We start from the raw sequence: 16,671 nt of genomic DNA, 5'->3' as shown, positions 1-16,671 counted from the left end.
GCAGCGCCTCCTCGCCGGCGCGCAGGTCGGCCCGGGTCAGCAGGGCCCACGAGTCGAGCAGCAGCACCGCGCCGTAGCCGCCCTCGGCGACCGGCTCGGCGCCCGGGGTGGCCACCACCAGGGCCGCGCCGCCGGGCACGTCGGTGAGCACCTCCTCGCGCCCCGAGGTGCGCACCGTCACACCGGGGAACGCCCGGCCCAACTCCTCGGCGGTCCGCCGAGCGCCGGTCACCGCGGCCCGCAGCCGCCGCCCACCGCACTCCGGGCAGGCGTACGCGGCCGCCACCCGGGCACACCACCGGCAGGCCGGGGTGCCGCCCGCCGAGGGCAGCGCGAGCGGGCCGGCACAGTTCACGCAGCGGGCCGGGGTGCGGCACTCGGCGCAGGAGACCGACGGCAGGTAGCCGCGTCGGGGCACCTGCACCAGCACCGGCAGGTCCTGCCGGAGCGCGTCCCGGGCGGCCGTCCAGGCCAGGCTGGGCAGCCGGGCGGTGGCGGCCCCGGGGTCCCGGGCCAGTTGCGGGTCGTCACCGGTCGGCGCGATGGCCGGGATCCGCGCCCGCAGGGTGCTCCGGTCGGCGACCACCTCCGCGGCCCAACCGGTCTCCACCAGCAGCTGCGCCTCGGCCGTCCGGGCGTACCCGCCAACGAGCGCCCCCGCCTCGGCGAGGTGGGCGCGGGTGAGCAGCACGTCGCGGGCGTGCGGGTAGGGCGCCCGGGGCTCGGAGTGCAGGTCGTCGCCGTCGTCCCAGATGGCGACGAGGCCGAGCCGGGCCACCGGGGCGAACATCGCCGCCCGGGTGCCGATGACCACCGGCACCTGTTCACGGCGGGCCGCGAGGAACGCCCGGTAACGCCGGGCCGGGCCGAGCGCGGCGGAGAGACTGACGTGTCGCCCCGGGCCGAGCACGCCGGTGAGCGCGGCGTCCAGGCGGTCGAGGTCACGCGCGTCGGGCACCACGACCACCGCGCCACGCCCACCGGCGACGGTGGCCGCCACCGCGTCGGCGTAGCGGGCCGCCCAGTCCTCACCGGGCAGCGCCGACCAGACCGCGCGGGGCGCTCGGCCGTCGGCGAGCGCTCGCAGCAGGGCCGGGCCGGTCGGATAGTCGCGCCACCCGCGCGGGTCGACCGCCTCGGTGGGGGCCGCCTCTATGGGGGCCGCCTCGATGGGGGCCGCCGGGGCGGGCTGGTCGTCGCGGGGCTCCTTCTCCACCCGCGCGTGCCGGGGTGGCACGGCGAGCCGCAGCACGTCGGCGAGGCTGCCCGCGTACCGGTCGGCGACCGCCCGGGCCAGCCGGGCGATCTCCGGGGCCAGCACCGGCTCCGGCGAGACCACCTTCTCCAGGTACGCGAGGCGGCCGGTGTGCCCGGAGTCGTCGGAGCGCGACAGCAACCACCCGTCGACGAGTTGCCCGGCGAAGCGCACCTTCACCCGGGTACCGGGCACCGCCACCTCGTCCAGCTCCGCCGGCACCAGGTAGTCGAAGGGCCGGTCCAGGTGCGCCAGCCCGACATCCACGCAGACGCGCGCGACCGGCGACCCATCCGCGGGTCGCCGGTCGCTGCGCTTGGTGGCGGTCAGGCTCCCGCGGCCGACTTGAGGTCGGCGGCCCGGTCGGTGCTCTCCCAGGTCAGGTCCGGCAGCTCCCGGCCGAAGTGGCCGTACGCGGCGGTCTGCTGGTAGATCGGGCGGAGCAGGTTGAGGTCCCGGATGATCGCGGCCGGACGCAGGTCGAACACCTCGGCGACGGCCTTCTCGATCGAGGAGACAGGCACCGTCTCGGTGCCGAACGTCTCGATGAACAGGCTCACCGGGTGCGCCTTGCCGATGGCGTAGGCGACCTGCGCCTCGCACCGCTCGGCCAGACCGGCGGCGACCACGTTCTTGGCCACCCAGCGCATCGCGTACGCGGCCGAGCGGTCCACCTTGGACGGGTCCTTGCCGGAGAACGCGCCGCCACCGTGCCGGGCGTACCCGCCGTAGGTGTCGACGATGATCTTGCGGCCGGTCAGCCCGGCGTCACCCATCGGGCCGCCGATCTCGAACCGGCCGGTCGGGTTGACCAGCAGCCGGTAGCCGTCGGTGTCCAGACCGAGGCTCTCCAGCTCCGGGGCGATCACGTGGTCGCGCACGTCCGGGGTGAGCAGTGAGTCCAGCGAGATGTCGGCGGCGTGCTGGCTGGACACGACCACGGTGTTCAGCCGGACCGGGCGCAGCCCCTCGTACTCGATGGTGACCTGGGTCTTGCCGTCCGGCCGCAGGTAAGGGATCGTGCCGTCCTTGCGCACCGCCGAGAGGCGGCGGGCCAGCCGGTGGGCGAGCGCGATCGGCAGCGGCATCAACTCGGGCGTCTCCGAGCAGGCGAAGCCGAACATCATGCCCTGGTCGCCGGCGCCCTGCGCGTCCAGTGCGCTCTCCGACGCGCCGGTCCGCAGCTCGAAGGCGTTGTCCACACCCTGCGCGATGTCCTCGGACTGCGCGCCGATGGAGACGCTGACCCCGCAGGAGGCGCCGTCGAAGCCCTTCTTCGACGAGTCGTAGCCGATGTCGAGGATGGTCCGGCGGACGATCGTCGGGATGTCGGCGTACGCCTTGGTGGTCACCTCACCGGCGATGTGCACCTGACCGGTGGTGATCATGGTCTCCACCGCTACGCGGCTGTGCGGGTCCTCGGCCAGCAGCGCGTCGAGGATGCCATCGCTGATCTGGTCAGCGATCTTGTCCGGGTGGCCTTCCGTGACCGATTCGGACGTGAAGAGACGGCGTGTCACGGCACTCCTAAGCGTGTGAGGTCGTTCCGCGGCAGTCTAATCATCACTGCGGTCGGTGTCGGGCCCGGTCGCGCCCTGTTCCACCCGTCAGGAGCGGCCGGGCAGCCGCGCCACGACGAGATCCCAGACAGCGTCGGCCACCGCCTCCTTGGCCTGCTCGGGCAGCCGGCTGACCGAACCGTCCGCGCCGATGACCGTCACCGTGTTGGTGTCGGCGCCGAAGACCAGGTCCGGACCAACCTCGTTGACCACGATCAGGTCGGCCCGCTTCCGGGCGAGTTTCGCCCGGCCGTTGGCCTCGGCATCGCCGGTTTCGGCGGCGAACACCACCAGCACCTGCTCCGGTCGTTTGCGCTGGCCGAGCTCCGCCGCGATGTCCGGGTTCGTGACGAGCTCGATGGTGGGCGCGACACCGTCGTCCGACTTCTTGATTTTGCCAGGCGCGTACGTCGCGGGCCGGAAATCGGCCGGAGCCGCCGCCATCACCACCGCGTCGGCCTCGTCGGCGGCCTTGACTGTCGCCTCCCGCAGCTCGGCGGTGCTGCCCACCCGGATCAGGTCGACCCCGGCCGGGTCGGCGAGGCCGACGTTGGCCGCGATCAGTGTGACCCGGGCACCCCGGGCGACCGCCGCGCGGGCGAACGCGTACCCCTGCTTGCCCGACGACCGGTTGCCCAGGAAGCGCACCGGGTCCAGCGGCTCGCGGGTGCCACCGGCGGTGACGACCACCCGGCGGCCGGTCAGGTCGGCGGGGGCGGAGTCGCCGCGGGCCAGCAACCGAGCGGCGACGGCGAAGATCTCCGCCGGGTCGGGCAGCCGGCCCTTGCCGGTGTCGGCGCCGGTGAGCCGGCCGACGGCGGGCTCGATGACCCGTACACCCCGGGAGCGCAGCGTGGCGACGTTGGCCACGGTGGCGGGGTGCTCCCACATCTCGGTGTGCATGGCCGGGGCCAGCAGGACCGGGCAGCGGGCGGTCAGCAGGGTGTTGGTCAGCAGGTCGTCGGCGAGGCCGTGCGCGGCCTTGGCGAGCAGGTCGGTGGTGGTCGGCGCGACCACCACCAGGTCGGCCTGCTTACCGAGCCGGACGTGTGGCACCTCGTGCACGTCGGTCCAGACGTCGTCGGCGACCGGTTGACCGGAGAGCGCGGCCCAGGTCGGCGCCCCAACGAAGCGGAGCGCCGACGCGGTTGGCACGACCCGAACCCGGTGACCCGATTCGGTGAAGAGTCGCAGCAGCTCGCACGCCTTGTAGGCGGCGATGCCGCCACCGACCCCGAGGACGATCGAGGCGGACATCGGCCAGCGGGGGGTTACGGCTGGTCGGTCGGCTCGGCGGTGAGCAGGCCCGAGTTGATCTCGCGCATGGCGATCGAGAGGGGCTTCTCCTGCGGGGTGGTCTCGACGAGCGGACCGACGTACTCCAGCAGACCCTCACCGAGCTGGCTGTAGTAGGCGTTGACCTGGCGCGCGCGCTTGGCGGCGAAGATGACCAGCGCGTACTTCGACGTCGTCTTCTCGAGGAGCTCGTCGATCGGCGGGTTGGTGATGCCTTCGGGGTTGGCGATGGATCCCACGAATTAACCTCTGCGTCTTTCGAGCCGCGCGGACGCGGTGCTGAGTCTCAACGGCGGCCGACCGTCAGCCACGCACGCGCGACCAGGCCGGATCCGGATAAGAAGAACCGAGTAAGCCTACCAGCTCGTCGACCACCCGTTCGGTGTGGTCGTGGGTCAGCGTGTGCTCGACGGTGGCGGCCACCGTGGCGGCGGGCAGGTACCCGGGTGGGCTCAGCAGCACCAGCCGGGCATCGGGAAGGCGGGCCCGGACCACTGTGGCGCCGCGCAGGTCGAGCGGGAGCAGCACCGGCTGTCCGGCGTCGAGTCGGGCCCGCAGCGGTGGGTACGGGGTGCCCCGGCGGTGTGAGCCGATCCGGGACCACTCCAACAGCTCGCCGTCGACGATCCACCGATCGAACTCGGCGGGGGCGAGGAAGACGCGATCCACCCCGTCGATCTCCGCCTCCCGGCGCGGCCTGGTGGTTGCCGCAACCGGGATCCACACGGACGGAGAACGCGCCCGGACGAGCTCGACGACACTCTCCCTGCCGGAACCCGAAGGTCCGGCCAGGACAGTGAGCCGAGCCGCCGGGCGCGCCTCGTCATCCGTGCTCACTGCTTGTTTCTACACGCTGCCAGGTTCAGTTGGCGGCGAACTCTCCAAGCAGTGCCTTGCGCTGCTGCTCGCCGAGGCCACGGAGGCGACGGCTGTCGGCGATCTTGAGCTTCTCCATGATCTGGGTAGCCCGGATCTTGCCGATGCCCGGCATGGCCTGCAGGACGGCCGACACCTTGAGCTTGCCGACGACGTCGTCGCTCTCGGCCCGCTCGAGGACAGCACCGAGGGTGGTCTTGCCCTGCTTGAGCTGCTCCTTCAGCTGAGCACGGGCCTTGCGGATCTCCGCGGCCTTCTCGAGCGCGGCAGCGCGTTGTTCGGGGGTCAGTGACGGGAGCGGCACCAGTTCTCCTCAGGTCCCTATCGCGGCGGGCGGGGCGCACCGCCGCATCTGTGAAACGTGGTGTCGCTGTGAACCAAGGGGTCCATGGTTCCCAGCGCGGGGAAAACTAGCGGCCAACGGAGCTTTCGGCAACGTGGGGCCGCATGATCACCGTAGAGTGACCGACCCGTCAGTCAGTCACCGGGCAGGCAGAACGGCCCGGCAGTCGACCAGCACGCGGTCCGCGGCGGCCCGCAGCGCGGTCACGTCGGGGCCGGCCGAGAGCACTTCCCGGGAGTACGACGGGAGCACCGAGGCGAGGCTCGAACCGAAGACGGTACGCAGATCGGCTGCCCCGGCACCCTGCGCACCGAGCCCCGGAGCGAGCAGTGGGCCACCCACACCGGAGAGGTCGTGACCGGTGTCACCGATGGTCGCCCCCACCACCAGACCGAAGCTCCCGAGCGGCGATGCACCCCTGTTGAGCTGCGAAATCTCGTCGATCACGGTCTGCGCCACGGTGCGGCCGTCGGCCGTGACGGCCCGCTGCACGGCCGCGCCCTCGGGGTTGGAGGTGAGGGCCAGCACGAACACCCCGCCGCCGTGCTCGGCGGCCAGTTCGAACATCGGCGCCAGCGAACCGACCCCGAGGTACGGGCTCGCGGTGACCGCGTCGACATACATGGGGCTGGATGGATCAAGGTACGCGGCGGCGTACGCGCTCACCGTCGAGCCGATGTCGCCGCGCTTGACGTCCAGCAGAACGAGCGAGCCAGCATCCCGTAACTGTCGGATAGTTGACTCAAGAATCGCCATACCTCGGGATCCGAACCGCTCGAAAAAGGCCGACTGAGGCTTGACTACCGCAACCCGGTCACCGAGGGCTTCCACGACGGTCCGGCTGAACCGGTCGAGCCCCTCAACGTCGTCCGGGAGGCCCCATTGGGCCAGCAAACCGGGATGCGGGTCGATGCCCACACAGAGTGGGCCCCGCTCGGTGATCGCCCGGTGTAGCCGGGTACCGAAGCTCTCCATCCGTCTTCCCCTCATCTCGTCCGGGCGGCTGCCCCGCCCGGGTAACCATCGACCCGGTGACCGGGCCGACTCAGCCGGCCGCCACCGCCGCCGCCACCCCGGTCGCGATCCGGGCCAGGTCGACGTCGTCGGTGACGTACGGCGGCATCGTGTAGATCAGGTCGCGGAACGGACGCAGCCACACCCCCTGGTCGACAGCGGCCGCGGTCGCCGCGGCGAGGTCGACCTCGTGATCGAGCTGGACCACGCCGATCGCGCCGAGCACCCGTACGTCGGCCACGCCCGGCGTGCCGCGCAGCGGCTCCAGGCCGGCGCGCAGGCCGGCGCCGACCCTGGCGACCTGCCCGGCCCAGTCTCCGGCCCGCAGCAGCCCGATGGAGGCGTTCGCCACCGCGCAGGCCAGCGGGTTGCCCATGAACGTGGGCCCGTGCGCCAGCACACCGGTCGCCGAGATGCCCCGGGCGACCTCCGGGGTGCACAGGGTCGCCGCGAGGGTCAGGTAGCCGCCGGTCAGCGCCTTGCCCACGCACAGCACGTCCGGCGTCACCCCGGCGTGCTCGGCCGCGAACATTCGCCCGGTGCGGCCGAACCCGGTGGCGATCTCGTCGAAGATCAGCAGAATTCCGTGCGCGCGGGTCACCTCGCGCAGCACCCGCAGATAGCCCGGGTGGTGGAAGCGCATCCCGCCGGCGCCCTGCACGACGGGCTCGACGATCACCGCGGCCAACTCGTCGGCGTACCGCTCGACCGTCTCCACCAACGCCGCCACGTACGCGTCGTCGGGCGGGTCGGTGAAGCCGCCCGGCGGCACCGGGGCGAACACCTGCCGGGGCAGCACGTCTCCCCAGAGGTGGTGCATGCCGCCCTCCGGGTCGCAGACGCTCATCGGATGGAACGTGTCGCCGTGGTAGCCACCCCGCCAGGTCGCCAGCCGGCGCCGCTGCGGCCGCCCGACGGCCCGCTGGTACTGCAGGCACATCTTCACCGCCACCTCGACGCTGACCGAGCCGGAGTCGGCCAGGAACACGTGCTCCAAGCCGTCCGGGGTCAGCTCGACAAGTGTCCGGGCGAGCTGCACCGCCGGCTCGTGGGTGAGCCCACCGAACATCACGTGGCTCATCCGGCCGAGCTGGTCGGTCACCGCCGCGTCCAGCACCGGGTGCCGGTACCCGTGGATCGCCGCCCACCAGGACGACATCCCGTCCACCAGCTCCCGCCCGTCGGCCAGCCGCAGCCGTACCCCCTCGGCGCTCTGCACCAGGTACGGCCCGCTTGCCGGCGGCAGCGCGGCGTACGGGTGCCAGACGTGGGCCCGGTCCGCGGCCAGAATCTCCTCGGGTGTCACGCGTACTCCATTCCAGGCACGAACGGTCCGGACCGTGGCCGTCCGGCGGCCGGGTCGAATGACTTCTTCGCCCGCCTTTGCTCTGCACCCGTGGATGCGCCACCGGGCGTGCGACCCCGGGGCGCGCGACCCAGGGGCGTCCGGCCCCGGGGCGTCCGACCCCCGGCGTCCGACCCCCGGCGTCCGACCCCGAGGCGTCCGACCCCGAGGCGTCCGACCCCGGGGCATCCGGCCACGGGCACCCGGCCCCGGGCGTGCGACCCCGGGCATCCGGGTGGCGCACCGGGGGGTGCAGAGCAAAGGCGGCGGCAGTGGCGATGGGCTCCCCGGCGCGTTGCTGGCTCGGCGCCGGTCGGGCCGGGCCGGCAACGCGCCGGGGATGGTCACCGGCCGGCGACCGGGTCCGGCGCCGCAGTCGTGGCCGCCGCCCGGGCGGCGGCGCGGACCAGGGCCGGGCCCCGGTAGATGAAGCCGGTGTAGAGCTGCACCAGGGCGGCTCCGGCATCGAACATCCGCGCCGCGTCGTCCGGATCCAGCACCCCGCCGACGCCGATGATCGGCAGCCGGCCGCCGGTCTCCCGGTGGACGAAGGCGACCACGTCGCGGGCCCGCCCGGTAAGCGGCCGACCGGAGAGCCCGCCGGCCTGCGCGCCACGCTCGACGTCACCGCTGGCCAGCCCGTCCCGGGACAGGGTGGTGTTGGTGGCGATCACCCCGGCGGCGCCCCGGGCCAGGCAGACCTCCAGCAGCTCGGCGATCGCCGCCTCGGTCAAATCTGGTGCGATCTTGACCAGCACCGGCTTCTCCCCCACCAGCGCGCCGAGCAGGGCGTCCAGGTGGGCCTTGTCCTGCAACGACCGCAGGCCCGGGGTGTTCGGTGAGGACACGTTCACCGCGAAGTAGTCACCGTGCCCCCGCAACGCCCGGTACGAGGCGAGGTAGTCCTCGACCGCCTCGTCCAGCGGGGTCACCTTCGACTTGCCCAGCGAGATGCCCAGCGGCACCCCGAGCGGGCGCGGCAGCGCCGCCAGCCGGGCGGCCAACGCGGCGGCCCCGGCGTTGTTGAAGCCCATCCGGTTGACCACCGCCTCGCTGGCCGGCAGCCGGAACAGCCGCGGCCGGGGGTTGCCCGGCTGGGCGTGCGCGGTGACCGTGCCGACCTCGACGAAACCGAAGCCGAGCGCCGGCCAGGCCGGCAGCGCCGCGCCGTCCTTGTCCATGCCGGCGGCCAACCCGACCGGGTTGGGGAACCGCACCCCGAACACCGTGCGCGGCGCGTCGACCGCGTACCGGGCCCGCAACGCGGCGAGCGCGGCCGGTCGCCGCGACAGGGCGGTCAACCGCCGCAGCGTCCACTCGTGCGCCGCCTCGGCGTCCCCGCCCCCCAGCCGGAACAACCACGGCCGAACAACCCGCTCGAACAGCGTCACTGGGCCGCCCGCAGGATGGCGTGCAAATCCTGCAGAGGGCGGACCTGCATGTCACCGCGGATACGGGCCTCGATGCCCATCACCGCCGCCGCCGCGCCGGGGACCGTGGTGATGCAGGGGATGTCCGCGGTGACGGCCGCGCTGCGGATCTCGTAACCGTCGGAGCGGGCACTCGCGCCCGAGCCCTGCGGCGTGTTGATCACGAGCGCGACGTCGCCACGAAGGATCAGCGACACCGCATCGTCGCCCTCACCGGCCTGGTAGTGCTTCCGGATCTGCTCGCAGGCGATGCCGTGCCGGCGCAGCACCTCGGCGGTGCCGGCGGTGGCGACGATCTCGAAGCCCAGGTCGGCCAGCCGCTTGATCGGGAAGATCATGCCGCGCTTGTCCCGGTTGGCCACCGAGACGAAGATCTTCCCGGCGGTCGGCAGCGACCCGTACGCGGCCGACTGGCTCTTGGCGAAGGCGTGCCCGAAGTTGGTGTCGATGCCCATCACCTCGCCGGTCGACTTCATCTCCGGCCCGAGCAGCGAGTCGATCCCCTTGCCCGCGCGGGTCCGGAAGCGCTTGAACGGCAGCACCGCCTCCTTGACCGCGATCGGCGCGTCGGCGGGCATCGTGCCGCCGTCCCCGGTCGCGGGCAGCAGGCCCTCGGCGCGCAGCTCGGCGATGGTCGCGCCGAGCGCGATCCGGGCGGCCGCCTTGGCCAGCGGCACCGCCGTGGCCTTGGAGACGAACGGGACGGTCCGCGACGCGCGCGGGTTGGCCTCCAGCACGTAGAGCACGTCGTCCTTCAGCGCGTACTGCACGTTGAGCAGGCCGCGGACGCCGACGCCACGGGCGATGGCCTCGGTGTAGCGGCGGACCTCGGCCAGGTGCGACCCCGCGAGGGTGATCGGCGGCAGCGCGCAGGACGAGTCGCCGGAGTGGATGCCGGCCTCCTCGATGTGCTCCATCACGCCGCCGATGTAGACCTCACCGTCGGCGTCGCAGAGCGCGTCCACGTCGATCTCGATGGCGTCGTCGAGGAACCGGTCCACCAGCACCGGGTGGTCCGGCGAGATGTCGGTGGCCCGGCCGATGTAGTCGCGCAGCGTCGGGTCGTCGTAGACGATCTCCATGCCCCGGCCGCCCAGCACGTACGACGGCCGGACCAGCACCGGGTAGCCGATCTCGTCGGCGATCGTCTTGGCCTCGTCGTACGAGGTGGCCATGCCGTGCGCCGGCGCGCGCAGCCCGGCGCGGGCCAGCAACGCGCCGAACGCGCCCCGCTCCTCGGCCAGGTGGATCGACTCCGGGGAGGTGCCGACGATCGGCACACCGGCGTTCTTGAGCCGCTGCGCCAGCCCCAGCGGGGTCTGCCCGCCGAGCTGGACGACCACCCCGACCACGCCCGGCCCGCCGGCCGCCCGGCCGGACGAGTCCTCGGCGTGCCAGACCTCCAGCACGTCCTCGAAGGTCAGTGGTTCGAAGTAGAGCCGGTCGGCGGTGTCGTAGTCGGTGGAGACCGTCTCCGGGTTGCAGTTGACCATGACGGTCTCGTAACCGGTGCCTGCGGCACCGGAACCGGACGCAGCGGCTGCACCGATCGGCGCGCTTCGCAGCGCTTGTACCGCGTGCACGCAGGAGTAGTCGAACTCGATGCCCTGCCCGATCCGGTTCGGGCCGGAGCCCAGGATCAGCACCTTGGGCCGGTCCGAGGGCACGACCTCGGTCTCCAGGTCGTACGTCGAGTAGTGGTACGGCGTGGTCGCCTCGAACTCGGCCGCGCAGGTGTCCACGGTCTTGTAGACCGGGCGCACGTCGAGTCGGTGCCGCAGGGTCCGTACGCCGTCCTCGGCGGCCAACTCCGGGCGCAGCGCGGCGAGCTGCCGGTCGGACAGACCGGCCCGCTTGGCGCGGCGCAGCAGGTCGGCGTCGAGCACCGGCGCGTCGACGATCTCAGCGCGCAGCTCGATCAGCGCGGCGATCTGGTCCAGGAACCACGGGTCGATCCCGCCGGACGCCTCGGCGACCTCGGCGATCGACGCGCCGAGCCGCAGCGCCCGCTCCACCGTGTACAGCCGGCCGTCGTGCGGGATCCGCAGCGCGGCGAGAGTGTCCGCCAGAGTGACATCCGCTGGGTCCGGAGTGGTCCAGAAACCAGATGATCGGGTCTCCATCGAGCGCATCGCCTTGTTCAGCGCCTCGGTGAAGTTACGCCCGAGGCTCATCGCCTCGCCCACCGACTTCATCGTGGTGGTCAGCTCCGGGTCCGCGCCGGGGAACTTCTCGAACGCGAACCGGGGGATCTTCACCACCACGTAGTCGAGCGACGGCTCGAACGCCGCCGGGGTCTTCAGGGTGATGTCGTTGGGGATCTCGTCGAGCGTGTAGCCGATGGCCAGCTTCGCGGCGATCTTCGCGATCGGGAAGCCGGTCGCCTTGGAGGCCAGCGCCGAGGACCGCGACACCCGGGGGTTCATCTCGATCACGACGATCCGGCCATCGACCGGGTTGACCGCGAACTGGATGTTGCAGCCGCCGGTGTCCACCCCGACCTCGCGCAGCACGGCGATGCCCAGGTCACGAAGGTGCTGGTACTCCCGGTCGGTGAGCGTCATGGCCGGGGCCACGGTGACGCTGTCGCCGGTGTGCACACCCATCGGGTCGATGTTCTCGATCGAGCAGACCACCACCACGTTGTCGTGCCGGTCGCGCATCAGCTCAAGCTCGTACTCCTTCCAGCCGAGCACGCTCTCCTCGATGAGCACCTCGTGCACCGGGCTGGCGGCCAGGCCGTCACCGGCGATGCGGGCCAGGTCCTCCGGGGTGTGCGCCATGCCGGAGCCCAGGCCACCCATGGTGAACGACGGCCGGATCACCACCGGCAGGCCCAGCTCGGCGACTGTCGCCTCGACCTCGTCCATCGAGTGGCAGACCCGCGAGCGGGGCACCAGCCCGGTCGGGTCCTCGATGCCGAGGCGTACGCCGGCCTTCGCCACGATCTCCTTGAACAGCTGCCGGTCCTCGCCCCGGTTGATGGCGTCGATGTTCGCGCCGATCAGCTCCACGCCGTACTTCTCCAGCACACCGGCCTCGTGCAGGGCGACGGCCGTGTTCAGCGCGGTCTGCCCGCCGAGGGTCGCGAGGATCGCGTCCGGGCGCTCCTTGGCGATGACCAGCTCCACGAACTCCGGGGTGATCGGCTCGACGTAGGTCGCGTCGGCGAACTCCGGGTCCGTCATGATCGTCGCCGGGTTGGAGTTGACCAGGCTGACCCGGATCCCCTCGCTGCGCAGGACCCGGCAGGCCTGGGTGCCGGAGTAGTCGAACTCGCAGGCCTGCCCGATGACGATCGGCCCGGAGCCGATCACGAGGATGTGCTGGAGATCGGTCCGCTTAGGCATTGCTGCGCCCCTTGCTGTGGGTCCGGCCCTCACTGGGCCGCCGGTCGAGGGCACGGCCCTCGATCAGCTCGGCGAATCGGTCGAAGAGGTAGTCCGCGTCGTGCGGGCCGGCCGCCGCCTCCGGGTGGTACTGAACGGTGAAGGCGGGCAGGTCCACGGCTCGCAGCCCCTCGACCACGTTGTCATTGAGGCAGACGTGCGACACCCGTACGCCACCGAAGTCGGTGTCGATCACCTGGTCGGGGACGACCGCGCCGACGCCAGCACCGGGCACCTGGACCGCGAAGCCGTGGTTGTGGCTGGTCACCTCGACCTTGCCGGTGACCCGGTCGAGCACCGGCTGGTTGATGCCCCGGTGGCCGTAGCCCAGCTTGTAGGTGCCGAAGCCGAGCGCCCGACCGAGGATCTGGCTGCCGAAGCAGATGCCGAACAGCGGCACCTCCCGGCGCAGCGCCTCCCGGGCCAGCTCCACCGGGGCGTCGGCGGTGGCGGGGTCGCCCGGACCGGGCGACAGGAAGATCGCGTCGGCGCCGGTGGCGAGCATCTGCTCGATGCTCGACGACGCCGGCAGCACGTGGGTGGTCACCCCGCGGGTGGCCAGCCGACGCGGCACGTTGCGCTTGATGCCCAGGTCCAGGGCGGCCACGGTGAACCGGTGCTCGCCCAGGGCCTCGACGACGTACGGCTGGGGGGTGCTCACCTCGGCGGACAGGTCCGCGCCGACCATCTGCGGCGCCTGGCGGACCCGGGCCAGCAGGCTCTGCGGGTCGTTGTCGACGCTGGAGATGCCCACCCGCATGGCGCCGCGCTCGCGCAGGTGCCGGGTCAGCGCCCGGGTGTCCACCCCGCTGATGCCCACCACGCCCTCGGTGGCGAGGCGGTCCTCCAGAGAACCGGTGGCCCGCCAGTTGGAGCCGATCCGGGCCGGGTCACGGACGACGTAGCCGGCGACCCAGATCCGACCGGACTCGTCGTCCTCGCCGTTGACGCCGGTGTTGCCGATGTGTGGCGCGGTCTGCACGACCACCTGACGGTGGTACGACGGGTCGGTCAGAGTCTCCTGGTAACCGGTCATACCGGTGGTGAAGACCGCCTCGCCGAAGGTCTCCCCGACACTGCCGTACGCCTCGCCGGGGAACGTGCGCCCGTCCTCCAGCACCAGGATTGCGGGTCTGCGCTTGACCATTACTTGACCGCCTTTCCGTCCAGGACCGTCGGCTCGCCGCGCAGGAAGGTCGCCACGATGCGACCTGGCAGCGTCATGCGGGCGTACGGGGTGTTGCGACTGCGACTGGCCATCTCCGCCGGCTCGATGGTGCGGCGGGCGGCCGGGTCGATCACTGTCAGGTTGGCCGGCACACCCGGCGCGGGGTCGACGCCGTGCCCGGTGAGGCCGGCGATCCGGGCGGGGGTGCGCGACATCCGCTCGGCGATCAGGTCCCACTCGGGGCCGAGCACGTCGAGCGCGATGGAGAGGGCCGTCTCCAGGCCGAGCATCCCCGGCCGGGCGTACGCCCACTCGCACTCCTTGTCCTCCACGGCGTGCGGGGCGTGGTCGGTGGCGATCACGTCGATCACCCCGTCGGCGAGGGCGGCGCGCAACGCGGTGATGTCCGCGGCGGTGCGCAGCGGTGGGTTCACCTTGAAGACCGGGTCGTAGGTTTCCGCTCGCTCGTCGGTGAGCAGCAGGTGGTGCGGGGTCACCTCGGCGGTCACGCGTACCCCGCGGGCCTTTGCCTGGCGCAGCACCTCGACGCTGCCGGCGGTGGAGACGTGGCAGACGTGCAGTCGGCTGCCCACGTGCTCGGCGAGCAGCACGTCCCGGGCGATGATCGCCTCCTCGGCGACGGCCGGCCAGCCGATCAGGCCGAGCCGGGTGGAGACCTCGCCCTCGTGCATCTGGGCGCCCTCGGTGAGCCGGGGCTCCTCGGCGTGCTGGGCGATGATCCCGTCGAACGCCTTGACGTACTCCAGGGCTCGGCGCATCAGCAACGGGTCGGCGACGCAGTGCCCGTCGTCGGAGAAGATCCGCACCCGGGCCGCCGAGTCGGCCATCGCGCCCAGCTCGGCCAGCCGCTCGCCGGCCAGCCCGACGGTGACCGCGCCGATCGGCTGCACGTCGACCAGGCTGGCTTCCCGGCCGAGCCGCCAGACCTGCTCGACCACGCCCGCGGTGTCCGCGACCGGCGACGTGTTGGCCATCGCGCAGACCGCCGTGTAGCCACCCAGCGCCGCCGCCCGGGAACCGGACTCGACGGTCTCGGCGTCCTCCCGGCCGGGTTCGCGCAGGTGGGTGTGCAGGTCGACCAGACCGGGCAGGGCGACCAGGCCGGTGCCGTCGATGACGGTGGCGTCCGGCGCGGACAGCCCCGTGGCGACCTCGGCGACGACGCCGTCGCGGATCAGCAGGTCGGTCGGCGCGGCGCCGACGATGCTCACGCTGGTGATGAGGTACGCGGTCACCGGTTGTTCCCTCCGAGCAGCAGGTACAGAACAGCCATCCGGACGGAGACTCCGTTGGTGACCTGTTCGACGATCGTGGAGCGGGGTGAGTCGGCGACCTCGGGGGTGATCTCCATCCCCCGGTTCATCGGGCCGGGGTGCATGACGATCGCGTGTTCGGGCAGCCGGCGCATCCGCGGCCCGTCCAGCCCGTAGCGGCGGGCGTACTCGCGCGCGGAGGGGAAGTAGGAGTCGTTCATCCGTTCCCGCTGCACACGCAGCATCATCACCACGTCCACGTTCGGCAGGACGGAGTCGAGGTCGTAGGAGACATCGGTGCCGGGGGCGAGGGCGCCCGCGATGTCGACCGGGATGAGGGTCGGCGGGCCGACCAGGGTGACCTTGGCGCCGAGGGTGGAGAGCAACAGCACGTTGGAGCGGGCGACCCGGGAGTGCAGCACGTCCCCGACCACCGCGACCGACAGGCCGGCGAGCCGGCCCAGCCGGGCCCGCATGGTGTACGCGTCGAGCAGCGCCTGGGTGGGGTGCTCGTGGGTGCCGTCGCCGGCGTTGACCACCGACCCGTCGACCCAGTTGGCCAGCCGGTGCGGGGCGCCCGAGGCGGGGTGCCGGACGACCACCGCGTCGGCGCCCATGGCCTGGAGCGTCAGGGCGGTGTCCTTCAGGCTCTCGCCCTTGGTGACGCTGGACCCCTTCGCGGAAAAGTTGATCACGTCGGCGCTGAGCCGCTTCGCCGCCGCCTCGAAGGAGATCCGGGTACGCGTGGAGTCCTCGTAGAAGAGGTTCACCACGGTCCGTCCCCGCAGCGCGGGCAGCTTCTTGATCTCCCGGCCGGCGACCGTGGCCATCTCGGCGGCGGTGTCCAGGATCTCGGTGGCGGTGTCGGCGTCCAGGTCCCCACCGGAGAGCAGATGCTTGATCACGACTGGGTTCCCCCGTAGAGCTTGACCTCGTCCGTACCGTCGATCTCGGCGAGCGTCACCTTGACGCTCTCGGCGAGCGACGTCGGGATGTTCTTGCCGACGTAGTCGGCGCGGATCGGCAGCTCCCGGTGGCCCCGATCGACCAGAACGGCGAGTTGCACCGACGCCGGGCGGCCCACGTCGTTGAGCGCGTCGAGCGCGGCCCGGACGGTGCGGCCGGAGAAGAGCACGTCGTCGACCAGGATGACCCGTTTGCCGTCGATCCCGCCGGACGGCAGCTCGGTCGGGCCCACCGCGCGGGTGGCGTGCCGACGGAGGTCGTCGCGGTACAGAGTGATGTCGAGCACACCGACCGGTACGGCGACGTCCTCGAAGGTGCTGATCCGGTCGGCGAGCCGCCGGGCGAGGGGGGTGCCCCGGGTGGGAATCCCCAGCAGCACCGTGTTCTCGGCGCCCTGGGTCTTCTCCAGGATCTGATGGGCGATGCGGTCGACCACGCGTTGCACGTCGGCGCTGGCGAGGATCACCTTCACCGAGGGTTGTCGCGGTGGTGACGAGCGGGCAGCCGGTGGGTATGCCACGGCGGACCTCCTTCCCCGCCTCACGGGACGGGTCGTTAAAGGATGTCGGGCACCTCCGGCCGGACCGTTCAGCAGACCTGGGCCGGGGCTTCCGCCACGTTACCAGTGGTCACCGGGCCGATGGACGGCGGCCGCTGACCAATGGATCAGGCGCCGGAAAAGGGGATAACTTCCCGGACGCTCCCCAACGGTAGGGTCACGACCACTTGACCAGGTGTCGCATTCCCCGTACCGTC

At 72.3% G+C, this 16,671-nt stretch carries 14 protein-coding genes; all 14 read right to left on the bottom strand.

Translation table 11 applies throughout. The features are described from left to right. On the bottom strand, positions 1 to 1,522 hold a 1,522-nt coding region (locus ABZU52_RS13195), incomplete at its 3' end, for a primosomal protein N' (protein ID WP_354971278.1). A gap of 59 nt (positions 1,523 to 1,581) precedes the next feature. Further along, a complete protein-coding gene (gene metK, locus ABZU52_RS13190) occupies positions 1,582 to 2,775 on the bottom strand; it encodes a methionine adenosyltransferase (RefSeq protein WP_354971277.1) in 1,194 nt (397 codons plus the stop codon). 87 nt (positions 2,776 to 2,862) lie between these two features. Then, entirely contained in the window at positions 2,863 to 4,071 is a 1,209-nt protein-coding gene (gene coaBC / locus ABZU52_RS13185; protein WP_354971276.1) for a bifunctional phosphopantothenoylcysteine decarboxylase/phosphopantothenate--cysteine ligase CoaBC, read from the bottom strand. Between the two features lie 14 nt (positions 4,072 to 4,085). After that, positions 4,086 to 4,349 carry a DNA-directed RNA polymerase subunit omega gene (gene rpoZ / locus ABZU52_RS13180; protein ID WP_030335666.1) on the bottom strand — a complete coding sequence of 88 codons (264 nt, stop codon included), beginning with the start codon at positions 4,347 to 4,349 and terminating at the stop codon, positions 4,086 to 4,088. 64 nt (positions 4,350 to 4,413) lie between these two features. After that, on the bottom strand, positions 4,414 to 4,947 hold the full coding sequence (locus ABZU52_RS13175) for a guanylate kinase (RefSeq protein WP_354971275.1): 534 nt from the start codon (positions 4,945 to 4,947) through the stop codon (positions 4,414 to 4,416). A gap of 25 nt (positions 4,948 to 4,972) precedes the next feature. Further along, complete coding sequence (gene mihF, locus ABZU52_RS13170; RefSeq protein ID WP_030335662.1) at positions 4,973 to 5,290, bottom strand: integration host factor, actinobacterial type; 318 nt, start codon at positions 5,288 to 5,290, stop codon at positions 4,973 to 4,975. A 177-nt stretch (positions 5,291 to 5,467) separates the two neighbouring features. Then, on the bottom strand, positions 5,468 to 6,304 hold the full coding sequence (pyrF, locus tag ABZU52_RS13165; protein ID WP_354971274.1) for an orotidine-5'-phosphate decarboxylase: 837 nt from the start codon (positions 6,302 to 6,304) through the stop codon (positions 5,468 to 5,470). A 70-nt stretch (positions 6,305 to 6,374) separates the two neighbouring features. After that, entirely contained in the window at positions 6,375 to 7,649 is a 1,275-nt protein-coding gene (locus ABZU52_RS13160; RefSeq protein WP_354971273.1) for an adenosylmethionine--8-amino-7-oxononanoate transaminase, read from the bottom strand. Positions 7,650 to 8,032: 383 nt separating this feature from the next. After that, positions 8,033 to 9,079 (bottom strand): quinone-dependent dihydroorotate dehydrogenase, encoded by a 1,047-nt coding sequence (locus ABZU52_RS13155; RefSeq protein WP_354971272.1) that lies wholly within the window; start codon positions 9,077 to 9,079, stop codon positions 8,033 to 8,035. Then, complete coding sequence (gene carB / locus ABZU52_RS13150; protein ID WP_354971271.1) at positions 9,076 to 12,468, bottom strand: carbamoyl-phosphate synthase large subunit; 3,393 nt, start codon at positions 12,466 to 12,468, stop codon at positions 9,076 to 9,078. The genes ABZU52_RS13155 and carB overlap by 4 nt, the downstream gene beginning before the upstream one ends. After that, a complete protein-coding gene (gene carA, locus ABZU52_RS13145) occupies positions 12,461 to 13,654 on the bottom strand; it encodes a glutamine-hydrolyzing carbamoyl-phosphate synthase small subunit (RefSeq protein ID WP_354971270.1) in 1,194 nt (397 codons plus the stop codon). The genes carB and carA overlap by 8 nt, the downstream gene beginning before the upstream one ends. Then, on the bottom strand, positions 13,654 to 14,931 hold the full coding sequence (locus ABZU52_RS13140; RefSeq protein WP_354971269.1) for a dihydroorotase: 1,278 nt from the start codon (positions 14,929 to 14,931) through the stop codon (positions 13,654 to 13,656). Before ABZU52_RS13140 ends, carA begins: the two co-directional genes overlap by 1 nt. After that, complete coding sequence (locus ABZU52_RS13135) at positions 14,928 to 15,854, bottom strand: aspartate carbamoyltransferase catalytic subunit (RefSeq protein WP_030335650.1); 927 nt, start codon at positions 15,852 to 15,854, stop codon at positions 14,928 to 14,930. Before ABZU52_RS13135 ends, ABZU52_RS13140 begins: the two co-directional genes overlap by 4 nt. Continuing rightward, the gene (gene pyrR, locus ABZU52_RS13130) at positions 15,851 to 16,435 is read right to left on the bottom strand and encodes a bifunctional pyr operon transcriptional regulator/uracil phosphoribosyltransferase PyrR (protein WP_354971268.1); all 585 of its coding nucleotides are present in this window, start codon (positions 16,433 to 16,435) and stop codon (positions 15,851 to 15,853) included. Before pyrR ends, ABZU52_RS13135 begins: the two co-directional genes overlap by 4 nt. Positions 16,436 to 16,671 lie beyond the last annotated feature (236 nt).

It is taken from the genome of Micromonospora sp. NPDC005220, assembly GCF_040607895.1.
Classification (GTDB): domain Bacteria; phylum Actinomycetota; class Actinomycetes; order Mycobacteriales; family Micromonosporaceae; genus Micromonospora.
Note: the sequence above shows the minus strand (reverse complement) of the source record. Positions and strands in the feature narration are given on the sequence as shown.